27 protein-coding genes are annotated in these 25,913 nt (G+C 71.0%); 17 read left to right on the forward strand and 10 right to left on the reverse strand.

Annotated elements, in window-relative coordinates; all coding sequences use genetic code 11:
• The first annotated feature begins 170 nt into the window (after nucleotides 1-170).
• On the forward strand, nucleotides 171-761 hold the full coding sequence (locus WMF14_RS37010; protein WP_437793986.1) for a hypothetical protein: 591 nt from the start codon (nucleotides 171-173) through the stop codon (nucleotides 759-761).
• Nucleotides 762-781: 20 nt separating this feature from the next.
• On the opposite strand, the gene WMF14_RS37015 is transcribed toward WMF14_RS37010, so the two are convergent.
• The 10 genes from WMF14_RS37015 to WMF14_RS37060 form a co-directional block, all read right to left on the reverse strand.
• Complete coding sequence (locus tag WMF14_RS37015; RefSeq protein WP_437793988.1) at nucleotides 782-1,282, reverse strand: hypothetical protein; 501 nt, start codon at nucleotides 1,280-1,282, stop codon at nucleotides 782-784.
• Nucleotides 1,270-1,695, reverse strand: a complete 426-nt coding sequence (locus WMF14_RS37020) for a hypothetical protein (RefSeq protein WP_437793990.1) — start codon at nucleotides 1,693-1,695, stop codon at nucleotides 1,270-1,272. Before WMF14_RS37020 ends, WMF14_RS37015 begins: the two co-directional genes overlap by 13 nt.
• Nucleotides 1,696-1,709: 14 nt before the next feature.
• Nucleotides 1,710-3,134, reverse strand: coding sequence for a protein kinase (locus tag WMF14_RS37025; protein ID WP_437793992.1), 1,425 nt, complete (start codon nucleotides 3,132-3,134; stop codon nucleotides 1,710-1,712).
• Nucleotides 3,128-4,048 carry a hypothetical protein gene (locus WMF14_RS37030; RefSeq protein WP_437793994.1) on the reverse strand — a complete coding sequence of 307 codons (921 nt, stop codon included), beginning with the start codon at nucleotides 4,046-4,048 and terminating at the stop codon, nucleotides 3,128-3,130. The genes WMF14_RS37025 and WMF14_RS37030 overlap by 7 nt, the downstream gene beginning before the upstream one ends.
• Before the next feature lie 346 nt (nucleotides 4,049-4,394).
• A complete protein-coding gene (locus WMF14_RS37035; protein WP_437793996.1) occupies nucleotides 4,395-4,817 on the reverse strand; it encodes an arsenate reductase ArsC in 423 nt (140 codons plus the stop codon).
• Nucleotides 4,814-5,533, reverse strand: a complete 720-nt coding sequence (locus WMF14_RS37040; RefSeq protein ID WP_437793998.1) for an aquaporin — start codon at nucleotides 5,531-5,533, stop codon at nucleotides 4,814-4,816. Before WMF14_RS37040 ends, WMF14_RS37035 begins: the two co-directional genes overlap by 4 nt.
• Nucleotides 5,517-5,990: an ArsI/CadI family heavy metal resistance metalloenzyme gene (locus tag WMF14_RS37045; protein WP_437794001.1), complete on the reverse strand. Its 474-nt coding sequence runs from the start codon at nucleotides 5,988-5,990 to the stop codon at nucleotides 5,517-5,519. Before WMF14_RS37045 ends, WMF14_RS37040 begins: the two co-directional genes overlap by 17 nt.
• A 47-nt stretch (nucleotides 5,991-6,037) precedes the next feature.
• Entirely contained in the window at nucleotides 6,038-6,343 is a 306-nt protein-coding gene (locus tag WMF14_RS37050; RefSeq protein ID WP_437794003.1) for an ArsR/SmtB family transcription factor, read from the reverse strand.
• Nucleotides 6,344-6,470: 127 nt separating this feature from the next.
• On the reverse strand, nucleotides 6,471-6,752 hold the full coding sequence (locus tag WMF14_RS37055) for a cupin domain-containing protein (protein ID WP_437794005.1): 282 nt from the start codon (nucleotides 6,750-6,752) through the stop codon (nucleotides 6,471-6,473).
• 75 nt (nucleotides 6,753-6,827) lie between these two features.
• Nucleotides 6,828-7,730 carry a nucleotidyltransferase domain-containing protein gene (locus WMF14_RS37060; protein ID WP_437794008.1) on the reverse strand — a complete coding sequence of 301 codons (903 nt, stop codon included), beginning with the start codon at nucleotides 7,728-7,730 and terminating at the stop codon, nucleotides 6,828-6,830.
• A gap of 234 nt (nucleotides 7,731-7,964) precedes the next feature.
• On the opposite strand from WMF14_RS37060, the gene aroA reads away from it, so the two are divergent.
• The 16 genes from aroA to WMF14_RS37140 all read left to right on the forward strand — a co-directional run bounded on the left by aroA (nucleotide 7,965) and on the right by WMF14_RS37140 (nucleotide 25,882).
• Nucleotides 7,965-9,341, forward strand: a complete 1,377-nt coding sequence (aroA, locus tag WMF14_RS37065) for a 3-phosphoshikimate 1-carboxyvinyltransferase (protein WP_437794011.1) — start codon at nucleotides 7,965-7,967, stop codon at nucleotides 9,339-9,341.
• Nucleotides 9,342-9,379: 38 nt separating this feature from the next.
• Nucleotides 9,380-10,192, forward strand: coding sequence for a (d)CMP kinase (cmk, locus tag WMF14_RS37070; RefSeq protein WP_437794013.1), 813 nt, complete (start codon nucleotides 9,380-9,382; stop codon nucleotides 10,190-10,192).
• Nucleotides 10,176-11,141, forward strand: coding sequence for a hypothetical protein (locus WMF14_RS37075; RefSeq protein ID WP_437794015.1), 966 nt, complete (start codon nucleotides 10,176-10,178; stop codon nucleotides 11,139-11,141). The genes cmk and WMF14_RS37075 overlap by 17 nt, the downstream gene beginning before the upstream one ends.
• Before the next feature lie 4 nt (nucleotides 11,142-11,145).
• Nucleotides 11,146-12,294, forward strand: coding sequence for a hypothetical protein (locus tag WMF14_RS37080; RefSeq protein ID WP_437794017.1), 1,149 nt, complete (start codon nucleotides 11,146-11,148; stop codon nucleotides 12,292-12,294).
• On the forward strand, nucleotides 12,195-14,279 hold the full coding sequence (locus WMF14_RS37085) for a 30S ribosomal protein S1 (RefSeq protein ID WP_437794020.1): 2,085 nt from the start codon (nucleotides 12,195-12,197) through the stop codon (nucleotides 14,277-14,279). The genes WMF14_RS37080 and WMF14_RS37085 overlap by 100 nt, the downstream gene beginning before the upstream one ends.
• A 189-nt stretch (nucleotides 14,280-14,468) precedes the next feature.
• Nucleotides 14,469-15,032, forward strand: a complete 564-nt coding sequence (locus tag WMF14_RS37090) for a hypothetical protein (protein ID WP_437794022.1) — start codon at nucleotides 14,469-14,471, stop codon at nucleotides 15,030-15,032.
• Nucleotides 15,033-15,161: 129 nt separating this feature from the next.
• Nucleotides 15,162-15,713: an HIT family protein gene (locus tag WMF14_RS37095; protein WP_272104466.1), complete on the forward strand. Its 552-nt coding sequence runs from the start codon at nucleotides 15,162-15,164 to the stop codon at nucleotides 15,711-15,713.
• Nucleotides 15,710-17,170, forward strand: coding sequence for an AI-2E family transporter (locus tag WMF14_RS37100; RefSeq protein ID WP_437794024.1), 1,461 nt, complete (start codon nucleotides 15,710-15,712; stop codon nucleotides 17,168-17,170). The genes WMF14_RS37095 and WMF14_RS37100 overlap by 4 nt, the downstream gene beginning before the upstream one ends.
• A gap of 124 nt (nucleotides 17,171-17,294) precedes the next feature.
• Nucleotides 17,295-18,242 carry a hypothetical protein gene (locus WMF14_RS37105; RefSeq protein WP_437794026.1) on the forward strand — a complete coding sequence of 316 codons (948 nt, stop codon included), beginning with the start codon at nucleotides 17,295-17,297 and terminating at the stop codon, nucleotides 18,240-18,242.
• Between the two features lie 141 nt (nucleotides 18,243-18,383).
• Nucleotides 18,384-19,325, forward strand: a complete 942-nt coding sequence (locus tag WMF14_RS37110) for a hypothetical protein (RefSeq protein ID WP_437794028.1) — start codon at nucleotides 18,384-18,386, stop codon at nucleotides 19,323-19,325.
• Between the two features lie 152 nt (nucleotides 19,326-19,477).
• The gene (locus WMF14_RS37115; protein ID WP_437794030.1) at nucleotides 19,478-19,903 is read left to right on the forward strand and encodes an HIT family protein; all 426 of its coding nucleotides are present in this window, start codon (nucleotides 19,478-19,480) and stop codon (nucleotides 19,901-19,903) included.
• Between the two features lie 655 nt (nucleotides 19,904-20,558).
• Nucleotides 20,559-21,227, forward strand: a complete 669-nt coding sequence (locus WMF14_RS37120) for a carbonic anhydrase (protein ID WP_437794033.1) — start codon at nucleotides 20,559-20,561, stop codon at nucleotides 21,225-21,227.
• Nucleotides 21,228-21,334: 107 nt separating this feature from the next.
• Nucleotides 21,335-22,894, forward strand: a complete 1,560-nt coding sequence (locus WMF14_RS37125) for a SulP family inorganic anion transporter (RefSeq protein ID WP_437794035.1) — start codon at nucleotides 21,335-21,337, stop codon at nucleotides 22,892-22,894.
• Nucleotides 22,895-23,005: 111 nt separating this feature from the next.
• On the forward strand, nucleotides 23,006-23,161 hold the full coding sequence (locus tag WMF14_RS37130; protein WP_437794038.1) for a hypothetical protein: 156 nt from the start codon (nucleotides 23,006-23,008) through the stop codon (nucleotides 23,159-23,161).
• Between the two features lie 205 nt (nucleotides 23,162-23,366).
• Nucleotides 23,367-24,971, forward strand: coding sequence for an FAD-binding oxidoreductase (locus WMF14_RS37135; RefSeq protein ID WP_437794040.1), 1,605 nt, complete (start codon nucleotides 23,367-23,369; stop codon nucleotides 24,969-24,971).
• A gap of 320 nt (nucleotides 24,972-25,291) precedes the next feature.
• On the forward strand, nucleotides 25,292-25,882 hold the full coding sequence (locus WMF14_RS37140; protein WP_437794043.1) for a PDZ domain-containing protein: 591 nt from the start codon (nucleotides 25,292-25,294) through the stop codon (nucleotides 25,880-25,882).
• Nucleotides 25,883-25,913 lie beyond the last annotated feature (31 nt).

The following is a 25,913-nucleotide window of genomic DNA, read 5'->3' on the forward strand; positions in this document are numbered from 1 at the left end:
GGGCCGCGGCCGCGGCTGCCTCGCGCCTTCACCGTACCTACCTCTGGCGGACCCTTGCTTCCGACGACACGGCCGAGCAGCACCGGCCCGGGATGCTCCGCGCCTTCCAGCGGGGTTTTCGGCTCGCTCTCCGCGGAACCCCGAGTTCGATGAAGAGGCCCATCCCTCCGATGCTGGAACCACCGTGGTACTGGGGCGCCGGGCTGCCGGAGTACCCCGGACCGAGCGCCGCGTGCGAGCGAGCCCTCCGCGCCGCGCGCGACCAGGCCCTCCGGGCACCGCCGGTCCCCGACGATCGACATGGGTGGCTGACACGCCAGCAGGAGATGCGCGATCTTTATGCGAGCGCATGGCGAGACGACGTGCCGGAGGAGGACCGCGAATGGGCCCAAGCGGTTCGTGATTGTTGCACGAGGCATGTCAACCGCCGCCGGCGCGATGCCATCGCTCAGAGCGCCTACGAGAGCTATCTCCAGAGCAGCGGTGAGGTTTTCGACGGGGCGCCCGGCCGGCCGTGGCCGAATCTGAGCCACCACGCCTCTGAACCCTGGCGTGCCTTCGCGGACCTCGTCGAGGACGCTCCCGACGGCGAGAGCGAGATCGAGACGGCCGAGGCGGCAGCGCGCGAGTACTGGGACACGCTCTACCGGGAGGCCCCGCCGTGGAACAGCGACCCCGACCAGGCGCACTGGCTCGCAGCGGTCCGCGCTGCTCGAGCCAAGGCGCAGGCCGACGACGGTCCGCCGGAGAGGGCGCGATAGCCCCAGGAGAGGCCGCCCGGCTAATCGGCTCCGCTGCAGTCCGAGACGTGAAATACCGCCGTCTCGAGGCGCACCTTTGCACCGTCGAAGAGCCGGACGAGGTCACACGGCCCCGCCGACACGTCGGCCTCATACGGGTCACCTTGCAGATCCTCGACGATGATCTCGCACGCGCCCTGGTACCGTCCTCCGTCGATCGTCACGGACGCGTAAGGCGAGTCGGACTCATCCATCATATCAAAGAACGAGAAGGCAGCGCCCTCCTTCTGCACCGCTACCCCGAGTTTCCCCTGATTGGGTACGATGCACCCCCCTGCGACCTCGCCGCTTGCATCCACGAGCCTGGTTCCGTTGCCGCCGGTGTCGATCACCAGTTCTTCGCCATCCCGCGTGACGACCGCCTTGCCCGAGATCTCGGGATGGGCGATGCATCCGCCGGACGAGACGCACACGGCAGCCAAGAGCAGGGATGAGAATGCAACTGCGAGGGCATTTGTCATCGGATCGCTCATGTCGTGCATGCGCCGTAGCTCTGCGGGATCACCATCGGCGGGTTGCCCGCGGGGGTGCAGCACATCACGTGCTCTTCGCCATCTTCTTCCACGTAAATGGAACGGTCCTCGTACCCCTCCCAGCAAATCTCCGGCACCTCGGTAGGGATCACGCAGAGTGTATACCCGTCCGGAATGTCGTCTCGAACGACGCCGGCGCAGGCGCGTGCGAACGTCGGCGACTCCGGGGCGGTAGAGGAGCCTTTCAGCCACCCGTCCCAGAGGACATCCCTGTCTTCCGCGCAGCTCGGCGCCTCGTTCTGCGTGCCATCCCAGAGCCATACCGCAGGGTCTCCCTCGTGGGGGCCTGGGGCAGGACAGCCGCGATCGGAGACACAACCTAGCCCAGCGCTCGCGCCCATGAGCAGAAGAACGCATCGCATCGACAGAAGCCCTCCTAGTACATCGCAGGACCACAGCTAAAATCGCCGGCCTCGCAGTACGGCCGGCGCAGCTCGGCCTTCGCCGTCACGCCCGTTCGTTGCGTGTCCGCAGCACGCGGGCGGCTGTCCGCTTCCTTCGAGTCGGTCCTCGCCGCCCCTTCCGGCGACGGCAAACGGCGCTGCCCAGATCGCGGCGATGCTCGCTCCACGAGCATCGTCCCAAGCTTCTCCGCGCGGGGCGCAATCCCCGCCGGGGGCGTCAGGCAGAGAGCGCCGGCGCACAGCGCAGCCGTCGCGGCGAGCGGAATAGCAAGGCGCCTCACCAGCTTGTGGGGCGGCGCCGCGACAGGGTCGCTCCGGACCATCATTGGCTCTCCTCCAGGTTCTCGGCGGAGGGAGGGCGGCGGTGGCGTCACCGGCTCTTTCGAAGCGGGAGCAGTCGGCGATGGTCCGTCAAGAGGGGGGATCTGCGGCAGCTGATGCTCATCGTCGCTCGAAGGCGCTGCCACCGGCGCCACCTCGGACGTCCGGGTGTCCGGAGCTTCCGTCACCGGCGCTGACAAGCGACGACTCTGGAGATGGGAGCTGCGCAAGGTCGACGGCGCCGCGCCGGCGACGGGCGCGTGGTTATCGCGCCGGCTCGGTGCCCGGTCCAGCGTGGGCCAGGCGTCCACAAGGCCCTCGAGCACCGCGATGAAGTGGCCCACGTTTCTGTACCTGCGGCGCGGATCCTCTTCCAAGGCCATCTCGATGGCGGCAGCCACAGCGGGCGGTGTGTCGACGGGGATCGCGGGCCTACCGCGCCGCACCCCCAACATACCTGGCTGGCCGACGTCGAGCGACCGACGGCAAACGAGCTCGTACAGCAGCGTCCCGAGGCCATAGACGTCCGTCTGTGGCCTCACTCGGTCGCCGCGCAGCAGCTCAGGAGACGCCACCAGCGGCTCCCGCGCGGCCTCGTGCGGCTCGATACGGAATAGCCCGACCAGACCGAACTGGCTGATGCTGTAGTCCCGCTTCGATGTGATGAACACCCGGTCGGACCCGAGCGCCCCATGGCACCCGCCCAGCGTGTGGCACCGCTGGATGGCGTGGGCGACCTCGATTACCGTGTGCAGCGCGGTAACCCCGAGATCCACCCCGCGGATCGCGTCCATGAGGCTAATCTTGTCGCTCCGCCGGTAGGCGACCCAGGCAGAGAGGCCTCCTGCGTCACCGTAGAGAACGGGTTCTACCTGCGGAACCGCTCGCGCGATCTCCTGCAGGCGCTGGAGCTCGGATGCGAAGGCCGTTCGGTCCATCGGTTGACCCTCGCGCAGGTGCAACCAGACGATCGCGGCCTCATCGCCGACCTGCTGGGCGAGGAACGTGCGGACCATGCCGTCGTGAACCTCGTTGAGGATCCGGTGACCTTCCCAGACGGTACCAGGCTCTACCACGAGAACCGCACCTCCGCGCCAGCCGCGCTCGCGCGGATCTGGGCGCCGCGCGGCAGCACCGCCATCGCGACCGTCGCGGCCCCCAGCGCGGTACCTGCAACGAGGGCTGCCGTGCTGATGTGCTGCTGCACCTCCACGGCGTGCAAGTCCTCGACCAACTTCGGATTCTCCGCCGAGCCGGGCTTGCACATCTCCTCCCTCAAGGCGCTGTCCTCGGTCGATGCCAAGATGTGCAGCACGATCCCCGACACGAGGAATACGCCCGACGCCGCGGACCCCGTATAAAGCAGCCACGGGGCCGGGGGGCTCGCTGGCCGTACCGGCGCCCCCGCCGGCGTCGCCTTCAACGGAGCGACCGAGCGCACGCTCGCCGGTTCGGCGCTCAAAAGGACAACGCGCGATTCTCGCGCGGTGACGTGCACCATGGAGCGTGCCTTGCGGCCATCCGGCAACATCGTCGTGATCTCATGCTGCCCGGGCGCCACGTAGATCTGACCGCTCTCGTCCACGAGGCGCCCGTCCACGAGCACGGGCGCCGCCCCGGCGGGCGCGAACACGTGGAGTTGCGCCACCTCGAGCCGCGCCGCCGCCAGGTCCGCATGCCGCGTCTCGTGGAGCCGCCGCTCCCTCGGCGTGGCCGGCGGGCGCATCTCCTGCACACAGCGCGTGAGCTCCACCACGGCGTCCACCCAGCGCCCGAGTCGGCGGTCGAGCTGCCCGAGCTGGCAGATCCCCACCGTAGAACGCTCGATATCGTAGATCTGCGCCCACAGGTCGCGAGCGCGCGCGACGTCGAGCCGCTCCAGGGCGGCCTCTGCCTCCTTGATCAAAGCTGTCACGCGCGGCGACCGCGGCGGCGGCTGCGCGGCGAACGCTGGCTCGAGCGCGAGGAGGAACATCGCGACGGCCGCCACGTGCGACCAACAGATGACCAGCGCAGAACGCAGCAAAGCGCACCTCGGCCCTACGAAGGGGGCCGGATGCCGCGCCGGCCCAATCCGGCGCGGTACCGCCTTTTCAGCTCAGCCTCGGCCTCGGCCGGAGCGGCGTCCATCCCTCGGGCAGACGTGCACTAACATAGGTCTGCCTGCGCTTTGAATCCCCCACAAACCGAATTTGCTCTCGCGAACGCATTGCAAATCACGGTCACAAATTCTCACCAAATCGCCCTCCTGGGTTGCCGGCAGTCCCCTTGCGCCGAGGCGCCGCCCGGCGGCGATCGCCGGTGCTCCGCTGCGCCCGCCGGCTCGCGGCTCATCCTCAGCCTTCCTCGACCGGTCGCGCAGCAGCCCACCCCTCGCGAGACACGAGCTCGGACACGCGAACGCGGACCTCGTCGCGGATCTCTCGCACGCGCTCCACCGGCTTGCCCTTGGGGTCTTCGAGGGGCCAGTCGTCACGGCGAAGCCCTGGAACCACGGGGCATACCTCCCCGCATCCCATGGTGACGAGCAGCGCCGCCTGGCTGGCCAGCGCATCGGTCAGCCGCTGGGGCTTCACGGCCGAGAGATCGATCCCCTCCTCCGCCATCGCGGCGAGCACTTCGGGATGGACGCGCGGGCCGGGCTCCGTACCGGCCGAGATGGCGCGCGCCTTGGAGGGATCGGAGAGGGCGTTGAACCACGCCGCCGCCATCTGAGAGCGACCCGCGTTGTGAACGCAGGCAAAGAGCACGGTCTTCATCGAATATCCTCCGGAAGCGCGCGATCGACCACGCGATCGGCGACCTTGGGCAGGGCAGGAACGAGCCAGCGAAACGCCAGCGTTGCCGCCGCCGCCCCTGCGAGCTGTGCAACGATGAACCCCGGTGCGTCGGCCGGACGGATGCCGGCGAACGTATCGCTCGCGGCCCTGGCGAGCGTCACCGCCGGGTTGGCGAACGATGTCGACGAGGTGAACCAGTAAGCAGCCGTGATGTAGGCGCCGACGGCGAAAGGAACCGCCTCGGCCCGCCTCCGGACACCGCCCCAGATGACGGCGAGCAACCCGAACGTCGCCACGAACTCGCTCACCATCTGGGTGAGCCCTGAACGCTCATGTTGCGATGCCGAGAAGAGGGCCTCGCCGAACATCACGTGAGCCACGGCGACGCCCGCGAAGGCGCCGGCGACCTGGGCCAGGAGGTAGGCAGGCACCTCGCGCCAGGAGAGCCCGCCCTGGCTTGCGTCGGCGAGCGTGACGGCCGGGTTGAAGTGCGCGCCGGAGATCGACCCGAAGGTCAGGATGAGCGCCACCAAGGCGGCCCCCGTCGCGATCGTGTTCGCGAGCAGGGCAATCGCCATGTTCCCGCCAGCGAGACGCTCGGCCATGATCCCGGACCCGACCACGGTCGCGAGCAGCAGGGCCGTCCCGAGCGCCTCGGCGACGGCCCTGCGGGCGAGCTCAACGCGCGGCGGCATCGCCCTGCTTGGACGGGACGCAGCACCCAGGCGCGCAGCACGCGGCATCGCTCTTCGATGGAATCGCGGGCTGGCTCCCCATCACGGCCGCGTCGCCCTTCACCACGAACACCTCCCACGAGTTGCCGTCGGGGTCCTCGATCCAGACCTTGTCCTGCACCGCGTAGCAGCAGGCCGTGTCCTCCTCCGTGAAGGTCTTGAGCTCCGCGGCCTCGAAGCGGCTCTTGGCCTCGAGCACATCCTCGGTGCTCGCCACCTGCACGCCGAAGTGGCTCGCGTTGACGCCGGTACGCGGCGCCTCCTGCATCGTGAGGTTCAAGGAGGGCGACGCGAGGTCGAACTTCGCGTAGCCGGGACGACGCTTCGTGGCGCGTACGCCGAAGGCCTTCTCGTAGAACGCAACCGAGGTGTCGATGTTGGAGACGTTGAGGGAAATATGAGGCTTGAGGACATTCATCGCGCGCTCTCCTTCCAAAAATATCGAAATAGAGGGGCAAAAAAAAATCAGCAGCAACCCTTGCCGCGCTTGCAGCAGTCCTCCCACAGGTACGCTGTGAGGACACGGAGCGCCTCGTAGTCGGCGCTGTAGTAGTGAAACGTCCCTTCCCCGCGTGTCCTCAGGACGCCGGCATCGACGAGCCGCTTCAGGTGATGGCTCAGCGTCGAAGCGGCGAGTCCGACGTGCGCCTGGATGTCGCCGGCGGAGGCGCCCTCCGTGCCGGCCTGTACCACGAAGCGCAGTACAGCCAGCCGCACGGGGTGACCCAGCGCGGCGAGCTGTTCGGCGTGGCGCTCGAGCGTCGACGGCACGCCTTACTTCTAATAATATCGAAGCACCGGCGCAAGCCCTTCTTCCAAGTAAATAGAAATAAGAGCTGGTGCGGTATCTGGTGCTCTGAGAGAGAGCGCGGGGGGATCTCGGCGCCGCGACCCCCGCTCAGCCGAACCGGTAGTGCTTCCGCACCGGCGAGCGCACCTCCCAGGTGCAGGTCAGCCCCGCGGGGAACGTCACCAGATCCCCCGCCTGGATCCGCACCGGCGCGCCGCCGCCCTCCGCGGGCGTCACGATGACGTCGCCCTCGAGCAGGTAGCAGATCTCCCGCTCGTCGTAGTGCCACGGGAAGGTCGACACCTCCTTCGTCCAGATGGGCCAGCCGCGCGCCCCGAGCTTCGCCAGCTGCTCCTCCGACGGACCGTGCTCCAGCTTGATCGACTCCATGGCTCCTCGTCCTCGCTCGACGCGCCGCCGCCGGGCCCGCCCCCGCGGCGCCCTCCGCGATCGTCGCGGCCGATGCTAGCAGCTCGGCCCGTCGCGGCGGCAGAGGTCGCGCACCTCGAGCGCGATCGCCTCCATGCGCCCGAGGCTCGCGAGCAGCGCCTCCGCGCCCTCCCCGGGCGCGGCGAGCGTCGCCTCCACCCTGTCGGCGAAGCCCTGGGGGCACCGCGAGAGCGACCGCGTCCTCGGCAGGGCTCCCTTCTCGTTCGAGAGGTAGCGCTCGTTCAGCGCGAACAGCGCCTGCACCAGGCAGGCCGCTGCGCGGAACAGGCAGCCGCTCACGTAGAACACGTCGCCGCGCCGCCCGGCCTTCCTCGCTGTGTCGATGGCGAAGCCGGCCTCCCACAGGAACCTCTCGAGGAGCGCCCTCCGCAGGGCCGGCGGATAGGGCGTCACGTGCGCCTTCAGCGGAGCCAGCGCGCCCTCCGGATCGAAGAGCGGCCGGCAGTCGTGGATATCGGCCACGTAGCTGGCGCTGAGGAAGCCGTGCGGGTGTCCGGGCTGGTAGTCGCACGTCACCTGCCCCGCCCGGCACTCCGCGATCACGCGCCGCACGCGCGCGAGATCCCGGTAGAGCCAGTCGACCCGGTGCCCCTCGATCTCGAGCCACGCGCCGCCGTTGATCCAGGGCCCCCACGCGCCGGGCGGCGTGACGACGTCCTCGGCGGCGCTCGTGTGGAGCTCCCGCGCGAGCGGCGCCACGTCGCCCTCGGCGCCGCCCGCGCAGAGCTCCCGCGCGAGCGCGCGCAGCGCCGCGAGGTCGGGCGGGCTCTCGGGCTCGTAATAGATGCCCAGATCGACGTCCGAGTCCGGGTGGCCCGCGCCGCGAGCGCGCGATCCGCCCAGCACGATCGCCACCACACCCGGGATCGCGCCGAGCCGAGCCGCCACGCGCGCCGCCACGTCCACTGCCTCGTCCATGCCGCCTCCTGTCGACCCGCCGCGATGCGCCGACCCTAGCATCGGGGCGCCCGCCCCGTCCCACCGCGCCCTCGCCGTCCCGCCGCACGCGCTGCGCCCCCGGCGCCCCGCCGCACGCGCTGCGCCCACGCCGTCCCGCCGTCCCGCCGCGCCCTTGGCGCCCCGCCGCACGCGCTGCGCCCTCGGCGCCCCGCCCGCTGTGCCTGCGCCCGCCGTTCTGCTACACGGCAACCCGTGCCCGACCTCATCGTCCACCCGGCGGAGCGGCCGCTCATCGGGAGCGTTCCGGTCCCTGCGGACAAGAGCATCGCCCACCGGGCGCTCCTCCTCGCCGGGCTCGCCACCGGGCAGAGCCGCATCCGGGGCGGGACGCTCGGCGGCGACGTCCTCTCGACCGTGGGCGCGCTGCGCGCCATGGGGGTCCGCGTCGAGGAGCCGTCGCCGGGCGACCTCGTCGTCCACGGGGCCGGGCTCTCCGGCCTCCGCGCCCCCGGCGGCCCCATCGACTGCGGCAACTCCGGCACCACGATGCGCCTCCTCGCGGGCATCCTCGTCGCCCAGCGCTTCGCCTCGCGGCTCGTCGGCGACCCGTCGCTCTCGCGCCGCCCCATGGAGCGCGTCGCGAAGCCGCTCCGGCTCCGCGGCGGGCACATCGAGGGGCAGCTCGATCCGCGCAAGATCGGCGAGATCACGGCGCCGCTCGACGTCGGGCCGCTCCCCGAGCCGCACGTGCTCTCGTCGATCGAGCACGAGATCCCCATCCCGTGCGACCAGGTGAAGAGCGCCCTGCTCCTCTCCGGCCTCTACGCCGACGGCCCCACGTTCGTGCGCGAGCCGATCGTCTCGCGCGATCACACCGAGCGCATGCTCACCGCGCTCGGCGTGCCGATCGACTCGGTCGGCGCGATGGTCTGCCTCGACGCCGCCCGCTTCTCCGGCGCGCTCCCGGCGTTCGAGCTCGACGTGCCCGGCGACCTCTCCGCGGCCGCGTTCCTCGTCGCCGCCGCGCAGATCGTCCCGGGGAGCCGCGTGACCGCGCGGCGCGTGGGCCTCAACCCGACGCGCACCGGGCTGCTCGAGGTGCTGCGCGACATGGATGGCGGCGTCGCCGTCGAGATCAAGGGAGAGGCCCTCGGCGAGCCCACCGGCGATATCCACGTCGCGCCCGCCTCCTCCGGCGCCGGCCTGCGCGCCGGGCGCGCGGGCGGCGAGCTCGCGGCGCGCGCCATCGACGAGCTGCCGATCCTGCTCGGCCTCGGCGCGCGGGCGCGCGGCCTCACCGAGGTGTTCGACGCGCGGGAGCTGCGCGCGCAGGAGACGGACCGCATCGCGGCGATGGCGTCGGTGCTCGGCGCCTTCGGCCTGCGCTGCGAGGAGCGCACCGACGGGCTCCTCGTCGAGGGCAGGCCCGACCGGCCGCTCGACGCGGCCGACGTCGACAGCTGCGGCGATCACCGCATCGCGATGACGGCCGCCGTGCTCGGGCTCGTCGCGGGCGGGCCCACGCGCGTCCGCGACGCGGGCTGCATCGCGACCAGCTTTCCCCTCTTCGTCGGGACGCTGCGCGCCCTGGGCGCGCGCATCGAGGTCGAGGGCGCCCGCGCCGCGTGAGCGCGCGATCGGTGAGCGAGAGAGGAGGAGGAGCGCAGGTGACCGAACGACAACGACAGGACGACGCGCACCACCTCCCGGCCCGGGACGAGCCCCGGCGGCTGCGCGTCGCGATCGACGGACCGGCCGGCGCCGGCAAGGGCACGGTCGCGCGGGGGCTCGCCGAGCGGCTCGGCTACCTGCTCGTCGACACCGGCGCGATCTACCGCGCCGTCGCGCTCGCGGCCCGCCGCGCGAGCCTCCTGTGGGAAGAGGAGGGCGCGATCGGCGCGCTCGCCGAGGATCTCGCGCGCGGCGGGCGCATCGCGCTGGAGCGGAGCCCGCACGGCGTGCCGCCCGACTCCTCCGCCCCCCCGCCCGCGAACGCCCCGGCCCAGTCGAGCCTGGGGGGCAGCGGCATGCGCGTGCTGCTCGACGGCGAGGACATCTCCAGCGCGATCCGCGCGCCCGAGATCAGCCTCGGCGCGAGCCGGGTCTCGGCCATCCCCGCCGTGCGCAAGGCGCTGCTCGCGATGCAGCGGCAGGCCGGCGCGGGCGGCGGCGTGGTGCTCGAGGGGCGCGACATCGGCACCGTGGTGTTCCCGGACGCCGAGGTGAAGTTCTTCCTGACGGCGCCGGCCGAGATCCGCGCGAAGCGGCGGTACGACGAGCTCGTCGCGCGCGGCATGAACGTCAGCTTCGAGGCGACGCTCTCCGACGTGCTCCGCCGCGACAAGGCGGACAGCGAGCGCGCCGTCGCGCCGCTCCGCAAGGCCGACGACGCGATCCTCGTCGACTCCGGGCACAGGAGCCCGCAGGAGATCATCGACGAGATGGCGACCCTCGTGGAGATCCGTGCGCGCGGCGGCTGAGGTCCGCGCCGCCGCCGTCGCCGCCGCCTCTGCCCTGATGGCGCTCGGGCTCCCGGCCTGCGGGGACGCCGCGCCGCAGGTCGCAGGTCCCCCCGCCCGCGACGCGGCGAGCCCGCTCGGCCCGCGCGTCGTCCGGCGCATCGAGCCGGCCGATCTGCTGCCGGCCGATCTCGATCTCGTCGTGCGCGTCGACGTCGCCCGCATGCGCGACGGCCTGGGCCAGGCGGCCTCGGACGAGCTCGCCCGGCGCGCGCTCGACGAGGTGCCCGACGAGGCGCTGGAGAGCGCCCTCCAGCGCGCCGACGTCGTCTGGCTCGGCCTGCGGCTCGCCGATCTCGAGGAGGGCGATCGCGTGGTCGTCCTCGAGGGTCGGATGGCCGGGCTCACGCCCGATCCCGGCCGCTGGGAGCCGGCGCGGGCGGCGCAGGACGGCGTCGCCGTCTTCGACCGCCGCGGCGGCGTCGCGGGATCGCGCGCCGACACGGCGCGGATCATCGCGCTCGGCGATCGCGCCGTCGCGCTCGTGTCGGCGGTCGAGGTGAGCAGCGTCGCGCGCGTCCTCCGCGACGGCCCCGACGCGCGCCGCGGCGACCCGGCCGCCGAGGGGCTCGTGAGCCTCGACCTGCACGCGCGCCGGCTGCCCCCCTACCTCGCGCGGCGCTTCCCGTCGATCGGCGCGCTCGTCGCGGGCGTCGCGCGCGTCCGCGCCGTGGCGTCACTCCATGACGAAGGGGTGCGCCTCGACGTGGAGCTCGTCGGCGTCGACGCGGCCGGCGCGGGGCGCGCCCGCCGGTTCCTCGAGGTGCTCCGCGACAACGTCGAGGATGTACGTTACGCAGATCTCATGAAGGAGCTCTCGATCGAGCAGGTGGAGAGCACCGTGCGGCTCCGCTGGCTCTTCCCTGCGCCCCTCGTGCTCGCCCTGCTGTCCGGGCGCTCCCCCGGCTAAGCCGATGCCTGACACCCTGATCGAAGAACCGATCCGACCGACCGTGACCGACGACCTCGCCGCGCCCGAGGGCGACCCCGCGGAGGCGCCGGGGGCCGCCCCCGCCGAGGCGCGCCCCGCGCCGCCCGGCGAAGGCTCCCCCGCCGCCCCGCAGCGCCCGGGCCGCCCCCGCGGAGCCGCGTGCCTCGTGCTCGCGATCGCGATCGCCGCGTTGCTCGCCGGCGCGGCGCTCTGCGTCTACCTCTTCTTCTGGCGCTATGTGCCGACGGCCCGGCAGCACATCCCGGGCGACGCGAACATCGTGGTCCGCCTCGAGGCCGCCGACCTCGCGCTCTTCGGCCCCGTGCGCCGGCACTTCCTCCCGCTGCTCGACGACGCGCCCCAGGCCGCGTCGCGGAAGGCGCGCATCGAGGCGGCCACCGGGCTCGATTTCCCGTCGGATCTGCGCGAGATCGTCGTCGCGTCGACCGACGCCACGAGCTGGGTCGCGCTCGCGGGCGGGCGCATCCCGAAGGGCCGCTTCGTCGCCGGCATGGAGAAGGTCGCCCGCGACGAGGGCTGGGCCGGCGTCCGCCGCGAAGGCGAGCTCCTCCTCGTCGGGCCGCGCGCCGTGCTCGGCCAGGCCGACGACGGAACGCTCGTCCTCGGCACGGACGCCGAGATCGTGAGGGCCGCGCTGCCTGCGTCCGACGAGTGGCGGCGCCTCGATCTGCCCGAGCAGGGCGCCGTCACCTTCGCGCTCACCAGCGCCGCGTGGTCCGGCGCCGCCACCGCTGCCTCCCGCGTGCTGCCGCGGGCCGGAGCGCTGTTCCGCCGCATCGACCACGCCTCGGGCACCCTCGCCCTCGGCGCGGAGCCCGCGCTCTCGATGCGCCTCGCGCCCGCGTCGGGCGAGGCCGCCGCGGCGCTCGTCCCGGACACGCAGGCGCTCCTCGGGAGCCTCAAGCTCGCCCTCGCGGTGCTCCCCGACGCCGTCGACGTCGTCGGCGCGGGCGCCGCGCTCGAGGGAGCCCAGGCCCTCGCGCAGGGAGAGCTCGTCGAGATCCGGACGAAATGGCCCTACGAGGGCCTCGATCGCGCCTGCGCAGAGCTCGCACACCGCGCCCGCGCCGCGCGCAACGCCGACGGCGCCGCGCCGGGCGCCGCGCCCTGAGATCGCGCTGCTTTGAGCGGACGGGCACATCCTTCCCACCAAAACGGACCGGACCTACAAAAACCTCCAGTGGCTCGGTCGTTGCATTGACAGAGGCCCCTCCTCAGACTACAGGCTCGCCTCTCCCGAGGGGCCCGGGTGCATCGGTACGCGTGTGCCTGCCCCTCCGCCGCTCGTGCGTGGCACCTAGGGTCCACGACTGCGCCCGCGCGGCGAATCCCAGGGAAGGAAAGGAAACAAGAACGAACAACATGACTAGTAACATCCATATGGAGGCTGGCTCGTCCGGGGCGAGCATGGAGAGCTTTGCCGCGCTCTTCGAACAGAGCGTGGAGGGGGGCGATTTCGCGCGTGAAGGAGAGATCATCTCCGGCACCGTGGTCGCAGTGAACCGCGACTCCGTCGTGGTCGACATCGGCGGCAAGAGCGAGGGCGTGATCGCGCTCCGCGAGTTCGCGGACGCCGCGGGCCAGAGCGCCGTCAAGGCGGGCGACAAGGTCGACGTCTACATCGAGAGCCGGGAGAACGACGACGGCCTCGTGACCTTGTCGAAGGAGAAGGCCGACAAGATGAAGGTCTGGGATGAGATCTCGAACGCCTGCGAGGCGGACGAGCTCATCGAGGGCACGATCAGCCAGCGCGTGAAGGGCGGCCTCTCGGTCACCATCCGCGGCGGCGTGAAGGCCTTCCTCCCGGGCTCTCAGGTCGATCTCCGCCCGATCCGCAACTTGGACAAGCTGATCGGCCAGACCTACAAGTTCAAGGTCATCAAGTTCAACAAGAAGCGCGGCAACATCGTGCTCTCGCGGCGCGTGCTCCTGGAGCGCGAGCGCGACGAGATGAAGGCCAAGACGCTCGAGACGTTGACGGAAGGGATGACCGTCAAGGGGACCATCAAGAACATCACCGAGTACGGCGCGTTCGTCGACCTCGGCGGGATCGATGGCCTCCTGCACATCACGGACATGTCGTGGGGCCGCGTGAACCACCCGAGCGAGGTGTTCCAGGTCGGCGACGAGGTCCTCGTGAAGGTCCTCAAGTACAACGCCGACACCGAGCGCGTCTCCCTGGGCCTCAAGCAGACCCAGGAGGACCCCTGGAACCACGCCGAGGAGGCGTACCCGGCGGGCAAGAAGGTCCGCGGCAAGGTCATGTCGATCACCGACTACGGCGCGTTCGTCGAGCTGGAGCCGGGCGTCGAGGGCCTCATCCACGTCAGCGAGATGAGCTGGACCAAGAAGGTCAAGCACCCGTCGAAGCTGCTCGAGGTGGGCCAGGAGCTCGAGTGCCAGGTGCTCGAGGTGGACGCGCGCGCGAAGCGCATCAGCCTCGGTCTCAAGCAGCTGGAGCCCGATCCGTGGATGCTGTTCACGGACAAGTACCACCCCGGCGACAAGATCGCGGGCAAGGTCCGATCGCTCACCGACTACGGCGTCTTCGTCGGGATCGAGGAGGGCGTCGACGGCATGGTCCACAAGAGCGATCTCTCGTGGTCGGTGCGCGTCAACAACCCGAGCGACCTCTACCACAAGGGCGACGACGTCGAGGCGATCATCCTCTCGATCAACCACGACGAGAAGAAGGTCTCCCTCGGCATCAAGCAGCTCTGGGACGATCCGTGGCCGAGCATGCTGACGGAGTACCCGCCCGGCCGCGTCCTCGACGACGCCCAGGTGGTGAGCATCGTCGACTACGGCGTGTTCGTGCGGCTGCGCGAGGGCGTCGAGGGGCTCATCTCCCAGGGCGACGTGCAGGAGCCCGAGGAAGGCAAGCTCAAGGTCGGCGACAAGGTGAAGGCCGAGATCTCGTCGCTCGACACGGTCGATCGCCGGCTCTTCCTGACGATGAAGAACATCGGCATGGAGCGCCCCGCCCCGGTCCGGCAGCAGCAGCAGAAGCGCAAGGACGACGACGACAAGCCGGTGGCCGGGACGATCGGTGATCTCATCAAGGAGAAGTTCGGCGCCAAGCTGGACCTGAAGTGACGCTGCCCGGCGCGCGGCGTCGCTGACGCGGCCGCGCGCCAGGCGCTCACCCGCCGCACGTCAGGTGCGGCGGGCCGAGGGCGCCCCGGTGCCCTCGGCTCGCCGTGTGGACCCGATGTCGACGAGAGGCGAGGCCCTCCCCAGGGCCTCGCCTCTTGCTTTTTCCGCGAGGCCGCGGACGATGCCGCGATGAGAGGCCTCCTTGCGCGCTCCGCCCTCGGGGCGCCCGTCCTCGCCGCCCTGGCGCTCAGCGCTCTTCCTGCCCGCGCCGACGACCCCCGGACCTCGGCCGCTCCCGCTGCCCGCGCCGACGGCCCCCGCGCCTCGGCCGCTTCCGCTGCCCGCGCCGACGGCCCCCGCGCCTCGGCCGCTCCCGCTGCCCGCGCCGGCGGCCCCCGCGCCTCGGCCGCTCCCTGGGCGGGGTTCCAGGCGCAGCCGCTCGGGCGCGCCTACGCCCCGCTCCGCGCCGCCGACCCGTGGTTCGGCGATGACAAGATGCGCCATTTCTGCGCGTCAATCGCCCTCGCCGGCGGCGGCTATGCGCTCGGCGCGCTCGCGACCAGCGACCTCCGCCAGCGGCTCGCGGTGGGCGCCGCGGTCGCGCTCGGCGCTGGGCTGGCGAAGGAGGTCTACGATGCCGCCGGGCACGGCACCCCCTCGGTCCGCGACTTCGTCTGGGATGCGCTCGGCACCTCCGCCGGGCTTGGCCTCTCGCTCTGGTTCGATCTCGCGGCCACGCCGATCCAGTTCTGAGCCCCCTCGGCGGCGCTGCGGCGGGGCGGCGGAAGGCGAGGCGCGCCTGCGCGGCAACTGCGAGGACGGCGCGGCGACGAGCGAGCGGTGGCCCCGCGCGCGTTGCCGCCGTGCTAGCGTCTCCGCGACATGGGCAACCCCCTGTGGGCGCCCTGGCGCATCGATTACATCCTTGCGCCGAAGGGCCAGGCCGACTGCATCTTCTGCGGCATTCCCCGCGCATCCGAGCATGAACAGCGCGACCGGCTGGTCGTGGCGACGACCCGCCGCGCGTTCGTCATGCTCAACCGCTACCCGTTCGCGTCGGGCCACCTCCTCATCGTCCCGCACGCGCACGTCGCCTCGCTCGACGCGCTCGAGCCAGCCGATCACGAGGCCCTCTTCCGCCTCGTGCGCGAGTCGACGACCCGCCTGCGCGCCGCGCTCAAGTGCGAGGGCATGAACGTCGGGATCAACCTTGGCACCGCGGCGGGCGCCGGGATCGCCGAGCACCTGCACGTCCACATCGTCCCGCGATGGCCCGGCGACACCAACTTCATGCCGGTGCTCGCCGACGTCCGCGTCGTCCCGCAGGCGCTCGAGGCGACGCGTGACCACCTGCTCGGCTTCTTCGCCGACCTCCCCGCGTCGCTCGTCGACGAGGGCACCCACGGCCGGGCCGCGCGCGGCGAGGCGCTGTGAGCGAAGGCCCCTCGCGGCGCACCGTGTTCCTGACGGTCAGCGCCGTCCTCACGGCGGCGCTGCTCATCGTCTCCCACGCGGTGCTGCTCCCGTTCGTGCTCGCGCTCGTGGTCGCGTACGTGCTCACGCCGGCGGTCCTCCGGCTCGAGCGCGCGCGCGTCCCGCGGTGGGCGGCGATCCTCGTCGTCTACGCGCTCGTGCTCTCCGGGATCGCGGGCTTCTTCGCCCTCAGCGTCCCGCGCCTCATCGCCGAGGGGAAGGCGCTCACCGCCGAGGCCCCGCGCCTCGCCGCGCGCCTCCGCGAGGAGTACCTGCCCGCGCTCGACGCGCGGCTCAACCGCTGGTCGGGCCGCGAGCCCGAGGCGCCGCCGCCGGCGAACGCGCCCGCCCAGGAGCCCGATCAGGCCGCGCGGCCGCCCGACTCCAGCGCGGCCCCTGCTGGAGGAGAGGAGAGCGCCGAGCGCCCGCCGATCCGCATCTTGCCCGGGCCGGACGGCTCGTTCGACGTGCAGATCGCCGACGACGTCGAGGTCCGCGAGACGCGCGACGGCGTCTGGCAGATCGCGCAGGCGCGCCCGAGGCACCGCGGGCTCTCCAGCGCGAACATGCTCCAGGAGGGCTACGAGAAGGGTGCCACCTACCTGAAGGAGAACTCGCTCGCGGTCCTCCGGATCGGGCAGGCCATCGCGACGGCCATCTCGCGCGGCATCTTCAACCTCTTCATGACGTTGATGCTCGCCGGCTACATCATCCTGACGCACGAGAAGATCCTGCGCTTCTTCCGCGAGCTCTGGCACCCGACCTCGCGCGACTCGTTCGATCGGTTCCTGCGCCGGCTCGATCGGGGGCTCTCCGGCGTCGTCCGCGGGCAGCTCCTGATCTGCCTCGTCAACGGCGTCCTCTCCGCGATCGGCTTCTGGCTCTTCGACCTCAAGTACTGGCCGATCCTCTCCGTCCTCGCGGCGGTGATGTCGCTGATCCCGATCTTCGGCTCGATCCTGAGCTCGGTCCCGGCGGTCCTCATCGGCCTCACGCAGTCGTTCGGCACGGCGGCCGGCGTGCTCGCGTGGATCGTGGGCATCCACCAGCTCGAGGCGAACTTCCTGAACCCGAAGATCATCGGCGACTCGGCGAAGATCCACCCGGTCCTCGTGGTGCTCTCGCTGCTCGTCGGCGAGCACTTCTTCCAGATCACCGGCGCGCTCTTCGCGGTCCCCTGCCTCTCGCTCGCGCAGACGATCTTCCTCCACTTCCGCGAGTCGACGCTGGGCCTCGCCGATCCGACGGCCACGATCCCGCCGCAGCGCGGCGTCCCGATCATCGCCCCCGCGATCGAGCCGCTCCCGCCGCTGCGCGGCTTCGAATCCTCCCGCCCGGCCTCCACGCCTGTCCCCGCCGCCGAGCCCGAAGGCGAGCCCAGCGCCCGCAGCAGCGACCCCGACAGGGCTGCGAGCTAGTTCCGCCCGCCCGAGCCCCCTCCCCGGGGCCGATCGGCTCGCCCGTCCGCCTCCGCTGGCCGCTCCCCCGCAAGCCGGCTATGAGACCCCGCGCCCCGCGCAGGAAATCAGCTCCACGACCTCGATGAAGACCCCCGGCAAACCCACCCCGAAGAAGCAGAGCCCCAAGCAGCAGCGCGAGCAGGCCATCGCCGCCCTCCGCAGCGGAAAGCCCGCGGCCGACCCGCTCTCCCAGCTGAACCCGCGCTCGCTCGCCATCCGCGTCGGCATCCCGGCGCTCATCGTCTGGGCCATCGCCCTGGCCATCCCGGGGGTCTGGCCGAAGGCGGCCGCCGGCGTCCTGACGGTCATCGTCGGCGGCGTCATCGTGTGGGCGCTGCGCTTCGCGACCCGGACGCGCGCCGTCGCGCAGATCGTGCAGACCGCCGACTCCGCCGAGGCCCGCAAGGACGCGATCGCCAAGCTCGACACGGAGTTCAAGAAGGACGACGCGGCCGCGACGTTCGCGAAGGCGCAGCTCCAGATGCAGGAGGACCCGCGGGCCGCGCTCCGGACGCTGGAGACCATCAACCTCGACAAGGTGATGGCCCCGATGGCCGACGAGGCGCGCGCCCAGCGCGGCATGATCCACCTCATCCTGAGCGAGACGGACGAGGCGCGGGCGCTCGTCGACAAGATCGACATGACCCGCCACAAGGAGCCGAGGATCCGCGCCATGATGGCCGCCATCGTCGGCGAGGCGTGGGCCCGGACCGGCCAGGCCGGGAAGGCGGTCGAGCTGCTCGAGACCTTCGATCCGAACGACGAGGCGTTCGCCGAGCTCAAGCCGCAGCTGCTCCGCTCGCGCGCGTTCGCCTATGCGTGGGCGAACAACACGAAGCAGATGAAGACCACGCTGCGGAGCCTGAGCGCGCTCAACCCGCAGTACCTGAGCGGCTTCGTCACGAAGAAGAAGAGCCCCATGGGCGTCCCGCCGCGCGGCGTCCACCCGATGCTCGAGAAGGAGGCGTTCGAGATGCTGATGCGCTCGGGCGCCATCCCTCGCAAGATGCAGCAGGTGCGGCGCGGCTGACGCGCGGCGCGTGGTGCGTGGTCGACCAACGAGCGGCCGAGCCCGACCGGCGCCGCACCTCGCAGGTCGACGCGCCGAGCTCGCCCGCCTAGAGCGGCCCCTTGACGCGAGGCGCGGCGAGCGGCTCAGATGCGCGCCCTCATGAGAGGGACCGCGCTGCTCTACAGCTCCCATAACCGCTGCAACTTCATCCACGACCGCTACATCGCGCAGCGGGCGCTCTCGGGGCGGGACAACAAGCGCATCCTGTTCCTGCCGATGTCCGAGGCGCCCCGCGACGGCAACGAGCGCGAGCGGCAGGAGTTCGCGTACGGCAACTTCAGCTGGTTCTTCCGGTTCTACGAGCGGTTCGGCCTCGAGCACGTGCCGTTCTACTGGACCAGCAACCTGCGCAGGGAGGACGTGGACGTCCTGTGGCACTACCTCGCGTCGTCCGAGGTGGTGATCCTCGGCGGCGGCTACAGCACGACGGGGCTCTGGCGCTACAAGCAGCTCGGCGCGATGTTCGACGGAGAGCCCGGCAAGTTCGGGCGCCTCCTGCACGAGCGCCGGCAGCGGGGCCTGCTCACCGTCGGGTTCTCCGCCGGGGCCGACCAGCTCTGCCAGCACCTCTTCCGCCAGGTGTGGGACAGCCCCGGCGACAACGACGCGTTCGGCCTCGCGCGCGACACGCTCGTGACGCTCCACCACGAGCAGAGCCGCAACGGCGATCTCTGGCACGCGGCGCGGCGCATGCCCCGCTGCTTCGTCTTCGGGCTCCCGAACGACTCCGGGGTCCAGGTGGACTGGGGAGTGCTGCCGTCCGGCAACCTCTGGCAGGTCTACGAGCTCATCGTCGACACGTCGTGGGACGATCCCTCCGACGCGCTCCACGTCAAGACGCGGCAGGGCGCGCTCATCGACCACTTCGACCACACGGGCCGCCACTGGGCGTTCCACGGCGGCGACCACGTCGTGCGCGTCACGTCGCAGGACGGCGGCTTCGACAGGGCCTGGATGACGGCCGGCGGCCTTCTCCTGGACTACTGGACGCGCGAGCCTGCCACCTACGGCTCGATCGACGCCATCCTGGCGAGCCACTGATGACCGCGCGCGCCCTGCGCGGCCGCGCGTGCCCAGCGTGGCCACGGCCGCGCGCGCCCAGCGTCGCCGTGACAGCGGCCGCGCGCCGCTGCCCGCGCGGCCGGCATTGACGCCAGGCAGGCCGCGCGGCATCGAAGTGCGCGAGGCTCACCATGCCGTCCCGCCCCTGCGTGTTCTGCAGCATCGCCCGGGGCGAAACGCCGGCCCACGTCGTGCTCGACGAGCCGGAGGTCCTGGCGTTCCTGGATCACCGCCCGCTCTTCCCCGGCCACTGCCTGCTCATCCCGCGCGCCCATCACGCGGTGCTCACCGATGTTCCCGCGTCGCTCGTCGGTCCGCTCTTCGCGACCGCCCAGCGCCTCGCGCGCGCCGTCGAGTCCGCATGCTCCGCAGATGGCTCCTTCGTCGCCATCAACAACCGCGTCAGTCAGAGCGTCCCCCACGTGCACATCCACGTGGTCCCGCGCCGTCAGCGGGACGGTCTCAAGGGCTTCTTCTGGCCTCGTTATAAATATGCGGGTGAGCACGAGATGCGCGCCTGCCGCGACGCCATCGTGACGGCATTGACGGCGGGTTGAATTCTGTCGCTGGTACGGGTATTTGGACGTGGCGCCGTGCTGGCTCAGGCGCGAGACGTCCGCCCCAGATCGGGACATTCTGCCCCACACGATCTGCACCTCGTTGTGTCTTGCGACGAACCGAGACCGCTGCCAGGTTAGGGAATAGACAGGGCGCGTCCCTGGTTCCCGCGGCCGACAGCCTGTCACTCCTCGAACGATGCTGGCCCTCCGGTCATTTTTCCCTCGGATCGCGCTGCTCTTCCTGCTGATCCTCGCCCCCGCTGCGCTGGGACGGGCGAATATCAGCATCATCGAAGCCGGCAACTCCGATGTTTCGGGATCGTTTCGTACCGGGGCCAGCGAGAACGACGGTGTGCTCGAGGCCTTGCAGCCGCCGGTCCGCGACGGGGCCCGTCGTTCCGTCGCCTCCCGATCGGCGCCGCGCGCCGGCGCGGCGCCGCCGCGCGCTGTCCTCGTCGCCGATCTCCGGCCCGTCCGCGTCCCGTCCCCCGTCCCCCACCCTCCCCTCCGTCGTCCTCCACCACGCTTCCTGAACTGATAGGCTAGCTCCGTGGCCGAGGCCGCTCGCGGTCCGGCTCGGAGTCGCTGGAATCGGAGGTGTTCACGACGATCGCCGCGCCAAATCGGCGCGGCCAACGAGAGGGTTTATTCCATGCAGAAGCTCGCGGACGGGTTGCACAAGTTCCATTCGGAGGTGTGCGGTACACATCAAGACCTCTTTCGCCACCTGGCGAGGGGTCAGCGGCCCGAGGCGCTGTTCATCACGTGCTCGGACAGCCGCATCAACCCGAACCTCATCACGCAGACCCAGCCGGGCGACATCTTCATCGTGCGCAACGTCGGCAACATCGTGCCGCCGTACGGCGCCAGCAACGGCAGCGAGGCCGCCGCGATCGAGTTCGCGGTCGCGCACCTCGGGATCAAGCACATCATCGTCTGCGGCCACACGCTCTGCGGCGCGATGCGCGGGCTGCTCGATCCCTCGGGCCTCGACGAGCTGCCGGCGGTCAAAGCGTGGCTCCAGCACGCGGAGCTGACGCGCCGCCTGGTGCAGGAGAACTACCCGCACATCGAGGGGGCGGATCGGCTGACGATCACGGTGGAGGAGAACGTGCTCGCCCAGGTCGAGAACCTCCGGACGCACCCGACGATCCGCGCGCGGCTCGCGCGCGGCGAGCTCTCTCTCTACGCCTGGGTCTTCAAGATCGAGACCGGACAGGTCTTTCAATTCGAGGCTTCGACCGGCCAGTTCGGGCCGATCGGTGACGCGGCGCCCCCGTCGGCGCTGCCGGAGACAGCGGTCTACCGGCGGGCCATCTGAGCGCCTGTTCGACACCGATCCACGTCTTAACTCGAATTGAGAGGGCCCGTTCGATGCAGCTTCCGAATCCTATCCATGCAGGCGCGGGGGTGAATCCCGCCGGCGCCGTGGCGCTTAGTTCCGAGAGCCCGGGTGCGAGCCGGGAATCGCCGCCCGCGGAGAGCGCGCCGCCGCTCGATCCGCGCCTCACCGCGAACCTCAAGTACGACATCCCGGCCGGCCTCGTCGTCTTCCTCGTCGCCCTGCCGCTCTGCCTGGGCATCGCGCTCGCGTCGGGGGCCCCGCTCCTCTCCGGCATCGTGGCCGGCATCGTGGGCGGGCTCGTCATCCCGCTCGTGAGCCGCGCTCAGCTCAGCGTGAGCGGCCCGGCGGCGGGGCTCGCCGCCATCGTGCTCGCGGGCATCACCAGCCTGCAGAGCTTCCAGGCGTTCGCGATGGCCGTGGTGATCGGCGGCGTCCTTCAGCTCGGGCTCGGCCTGCTGAGGGCGGGCGCGATCAGCCATTTCTTCCCCTCCTCGGTCATCAAGGGGATGCTCGCGGCCATCGGCGTCCTGCTCATCCTGAAGCAGCTCCCCCACGCCGTCGGCTTCGACAAGGACAACTTCGCCTCCGAGTCGTTCAAGGCCGACGGCGGCAACACCTTCACGATGATCGGCCAGGCGGCGCAGGCCATCGAGTGGGGCGCGTTCCTCCTCAGCGCCGTCTGCCTCGCCATCCTGGTCGGGTGGGAGAAGTCGCGCCTCGCGAAGATCTCCTGGCTCCCCGCGCCCCTCGTGGCCGTGCTCGTCGCGACGTTCGGCAACGAGCTGTTCAAGGCGGCGATCCCGTCCCTCGCCCTCGAGCAGAAGCACCTCGTGACGCTGCCCACGGGCGACCTGGTCAGCGCGCTCCAGCTCCCGGACTTATCGGCGATGCTGCGGCCCGAGGTGTGGGTGCTGGGCGTGACGCTCGCGATCGTGGCGAGCCTCGAGACGCTGCTCAACCTGGAGGCGGTGGATCGGATCGATCCGTGGCACCGCAAGTCGCCGCCGAACCGGGAGCTCGTCGCGCAGGGGCTCGCCAACATGCTCTCCGGGTTCGCCGGCGGTCTCCCGGTCACGTCGGTCATCGTCCGCAGCAGCGCCAACACGAACGCCGGCGCGCGGACGCGGCTCTCCGCCTTCACGCACGGCGCGCTCCTGCTGCTCGCGGTGGTCTTCGCCGCGGGGCTGCTCTCGCGCATCCCGCTCGCGTGCCTCGCGACGATCCTGCTCGTGACCGGCTACAAGCTGGCCAAGCCCAAGATCTTCGCCGAGATGCGCCAGCTCGGCTGGAACCACTTCATCCCGTTCGTGGTGACGATCGTGGCCATCGTGCTGACCGATCTCCTGAAGGGCATCGCGATCGGCCTGGCGGTCGGCGTCCTCTTCGTGCTGAGGACCCAGATGTCCCGGGTCTTCGACGTGATCCACGAGGGGGCTCGGGTGACCATCCGGTTCAACAAGGCGGCTTACTTCTTCACCCAGGGCAAGCTCGTCACGCTGCTCGAGCGGCTGCCGAGCGACACCCACGTGGTCGTGGATGCCCAGGGGGTTTCCTACATCGACCATGACGTCGCAGAGCTCCTCCGGCGCTTCCAGCAGTCGGCGCACCGGCGCAACATCCACGTCGAGCTCCGCGGGTTCTGAGCGACACTCGGACACCTGCCCGTCGGCGCCCCGCGTAAGAGCCCCCTCCCCGGGGGCTCTTACGCGTTAACCAACGCTTCGCGCCGCGTTCTCCCACCTCTCAACGTTTACGTGGTCGTTTACGTGAACGTTTACGTGGTCGTTTACGTGAACGTTTACGTGAACGTTTACGTGGTCGTGGTCGTGGTCGTGGTCGTGGTCGTTCACGGCTTACCGTTGACGACCACGACCACGACCACGACCACGACCACGACCACGACCACGTAAACGACCACGACCACGACCACGTAAACGTTCACGTTGGTATGAGCTTGGTTAACGCCGCTGACCCGGGGATCTACGGCTGAAACGCGAAAACAGCGGCTAATTTGGCCGGCCGGGGCGGCTCGAGCGAAGCTGGTAGGATGCGCGCTGCTCCCGATTGGGCCAGGACGACGGGCGAGGTTCATTGCTGCCAGCCGTCGGGTTGAACATGGTCGCTCGATTCATCGGCGGGTCGCCCTCGGGCTCCCCTCGCGAAGACGAACGCGGCGGCGCCGGGCTCGCCCACGTCGGGGAAGCGCCGCTGGCGCCACGGATCGACGAGATCCGACGGAGACCGCTCTTCTCGCTCCAGGGCTACAGCGGGCTGCAACGATCGTGCGGAGACGTGTACTTCCCGGCGTCGGTCGAGGAGCTCAGGGTGCTCTTCCGCATGGCGAAGCGGACAGGGCGCAGGATCACGTTCCGCGCCGGAGGCCAGTCGTTCGACGGCCAGGCGCTGAACGACGACATCGTGATCTCGATGCACCACTTCAGATCCATCGAGATCGACACGCAAGGAGCGCGGATGACCGTGGGCGCCGGCGCCACCTGGGGAGCCATCGCCCGCGAGCTCGCCGCCCGCGGCTTCGTGCCCTACACGGTCGTCTCGACGAGCCACGCCACCGCGGGAGGCACGGTCTCGGGGGACTGCCTCTCGCGCTTCTCGGGCATCGCCAGCAAAGAGGGACACTACGTCGAGCGGCTCTCCCTCCTCCGCCTCGACGGACAGCTGCTCTCCCTCAGCCCCGATGACGCGACGAGCGCGCTGTTCCACGCGGTGATCGGCGGGCTCGGCTACCTCGGCGCGGTGATCGATGTCACGTACCGCATCGCGCGCGTCGCCCCGGCAGGGACGCCGATCCGGGTCGTCACCCAGGCGACGCGCTGCACCTCGCTCGAGGAGCTCGCGACGGCGCTCCTCCCACGCCCGGAGCAGCTCCTGCAGTCCGAGGGAGGCACCGCGCTCGAGGACGGGTGGATCCCGGAGGCGCTCTTCTCCATCGCCTTCCATACCCTGGAGGGGAGCAAGAGCATGGTCCTCCGGTCGCGGTACGTCCCGGGGACCTCGAACGAGCTCCGCCCGCTGCTGATCCATCGCCCCCGGCACCTGCTGCGCGTCCCGATCGAGTGGCTGATGCGCGCGTCCGTGGTGAGCCGGGGCCTCTGGACCCTCATCGACCGCTTCCTCTTCGATGTCTCACGCCCGTACGTCGATGAGCTCATGGGCTACCTGTTCTTCATGGACGGCAACGTCCGCGCGAAGCGCATCGCGCAGACCTTCGGGATGCCCATGCTCACGGTGCAGCAAGCGTTCATGATCCCTTACGACCCGCGCGCCCCGGAGGACAGCCTGCGCCGGCTCGTCGATTTCCTGGGCAAGGTGGATGAGATCGCTACCCGAGACGGAATACCGCCGCTCCTCATCGACGTGCTCCACATCCAGGGCGACCAGTTCCTCCTCTCGGCGAACCACGGGACCGACGGGTTCGCTGTGACGCTCGCGTTCGAGGTCTCGGAGGAAGAGAGCGCCCACCGGCTCCGCCTCCGCCTCAGCGAGCTCAGCGCGCGCGCGCTCGAGCTCGGCGGCCGCGTCTACCTGGTGAAGAACGTCCACGCGACAGCGGAGCACCTCCAGGCGATGTACGCGCACGCGCTCCCGGAGTTCGTCCGCCTGAAACGGCTCGTCGATCCCGACGGGCTCCTGCGCAACGAGTTCCTCGAGCGGGTGTTCCCCGCGCACTTCGGCCCGGCGCCACGGCCCGCCAGCCCATGAGCGCGGCGCGCCGGGGACGGACACCCTCCCTGCTTTCCGGTGAGTTCAAGGCGCGAGGACGCCGCTCGGGCTCGCGAGAGACGGAATTGCGAGGGCGCAGCGAGATAGAGAGAAGAACGCCTCCGCGCCCGCCTTGCCCCGGTCTTCGCCGCGCGCCGAACAACGGCCCGGACAGCGGCGGGGAATCGGTGGTTGGGATCTTGCAGCTCTCGACGTGAGCGACGTGGGCGACGTGAGCGACGTGTAGCGACGTGAACTGACGTGAGCCACGTGAGCACGCGTGGCGAACGCGCAGAGGACACGCGGAGGACGCCGGGGCCATGCATGGCAGTCAACAGCGGGATCAGCCCCTCCGGACGCGCGGCGCGTACGGGTGGGTTCGACGCCTCTCAGGGGTGCTCACGCCGCTCGTCCCGCTGGCGGTCAGCGCGTGCCGCGGCGACTGCCCGCGCGTCGAGGCCTCGCAGCAGCGCGCCGAGGACATGCATCAGCGCGCCGAGGACACGCAGCAGCGCACCGGCGCGCCGGCGAGCCCGGCGGCGATCGCAAGGCCAGAGAAGCGCGACAAGCGGTCGAGCCACGCGCCGACGGCCACCTCCGTCCCGGCGCCCTGGCTGCTCACCATCCAGCCGACCACCGGAGAGGGCGCGAGGATCGCGAGCATGGATATCCGCAGCTTCACATCCCCGCTGCTGGAGCCGGGCGACGTCATCCTCGCGGTCGATGGGCAGCCAGTCCACTCGCTGGCAGGCCTGGAGAGCTACCTGCGCGCCCGCGTGCCCGGCGACATGGTGGTGCTCACCGTGCTGCGCAACGAGACAACGATCAACTATGCGATGCTCCAGGTGCCGGCCGGCGACCCTCCGGTGCCCCCGTCGGCCGCGGCGACCGGGGCCAGAGGCGGCGGCTGACCGCCCCGCGTCCGCCCGCGGACGCGGCCCG

This window comes from Sorangium sp. So ce693, assembly GCF_051521375.1.
Classification (GTDB): Bacteria; Myxococcota_A; Polyangia; order Polyangiales; family Polyangiaceae; genus Sorangium; species Sorangium atrum.

What these genes read in the sequence shown, in the direction of transcription:
- WMF14_RS37010 (WP_437793986.1), top strand. Translation starts at nt 171, where the DNA reads ATGCTGGAACCACCGTGGTACTGGGGCGCCGGGCTGCCGGAGTACCCC.
- WMF14_RS37015 (WP_437793988.1), bottom strand. Translation starts at nt 1,282, where the DNA reads ATGCACGACATGAGCGATCCGATGACAAATGCCCTCGCAGTTGCATTC.
- WMF14_RS37020 (WP_437793990.1), bottom strand. Translation starts at nt 1,695, where the DNA reads ATGCGATGCGTTCTTCTGCTCATGGGCGCGAGCGCTGGGCTAGGTTGT.
- WMF14_RS37035 (WP_437793996.1), bottom strand. Translation starts at nt 4,817, where the DNA reads ATGAAGACCGTGCTCTTTGCCTGCGTTCACAACGCGGGTCGCTCTCAG.
- WMF14_RS37040 (WP_437793998.1), bottom strand. Translation starts at nt 5,533, where the DNA reads ATGCCGCCGCGCGTTGAGCTCGCCCGCAGGGCCGTCGCCGAGGCGCTC.
- WMF14_RS37045 (WP_437794001.1), bottom strand. Translation starts at nt 5,990, where the DNA reads ATGAATGTCCTCAAGCCTCATATTTCCCTCAACGTCTCCAACATCGAC.
- WMF14_RS37055 (WP_437794005.1), bottom strand. Translation starts at nt 6,752, where the DNA reads ATGGAGTCGATCAAGCTGGAGCACGGTCCGTCGGAGGAGCAGCTGGCG.
- WMF14_RS37060 (WP_437794008.1), bottom strand. Translation starts at nt 7,730, where the DNA reads ATGGACGAGGCAGTGGACGTGGCGGCGCGCGTGGCGGCTCGGCTCGGC.
- WMF14_RS37080 (WP_437794017.1), top strand. Translation starts at nt 11,146, where the DNA reads ATGCCTGACACCCTGATCGAAGAACCGATCCGACCGACCGTGACCGAC.
- WMF14_RS37085 (WP_437794020.1), top strand. Translation starts at nt 12,195, where the DNA reads ATGGCCCTACGAGGGCCTCGATCGCGCCTGCGCAGAGCTCGCACACCG.
- WMF14_RS37090 (WP_437794022.1), top strand. Translation starts at nt 14,469, where the DNA reads ATGAGAGGCCTCCTTGCGCGCTCCGCCCTCGGGGCGCCCGTCCTCGCC.
- WMF14_RS37095 (WP_272104466.1), top strand. Translation starts at nt 15,162, where the DNA reads ATGGGCAACCCCCTGTGGGCGCCCTGGCGCATCGATTACATCCTTGCG.
- WMF14_RS37105 (WP_437794026.1), top strand. Translation starts at nt 17,295, where the DNA reads ATGAAGACCCCCGGCAAACCCACCCCGAAGAAGCAGAGCCCCAAGCAG.
- WMF14_RS37110 (WP_437794028.1), top strand. Translation starts at nt 18,384, where the DNA reads ATGAGAGGGACCGCGCTGCTCTACAGCTCCCATAACCGCTGCAACTTC.
- WMF14_RS37115 (WP_437794030.1), top strand. Translation starts at nt 19,478, where the DNA reads ATGCCGTCCCGCCCCTGCGTGTTCTGCAGCATCGCCCGGGGCGAAACG.
- WMF14_RS37120 (WP_437794033.1), top strand. Translation starts at nt 20,559, where the DNA reads ATGCAGAAGCTCGCGGACGGGTTGCACAAGTTCCATTCGGAGGTGTGC.
- WMF14_RS37135 (WP_437794040.1), top strand. Translation starts at nt 23,367, where the DNA reads ATGGTCGCTCGATTCATCGGCGGGTCGCCCTCGGGCTCCCCTCGCGAA.
- WMF14_RS37140 (WP_437794043.1), top strand. Translation starts at nt 25,292, where the DNA reads ATGCATGGCAGTCAACAGCGGGATCAGCCCCTCCGGACGCGCGGCGCG.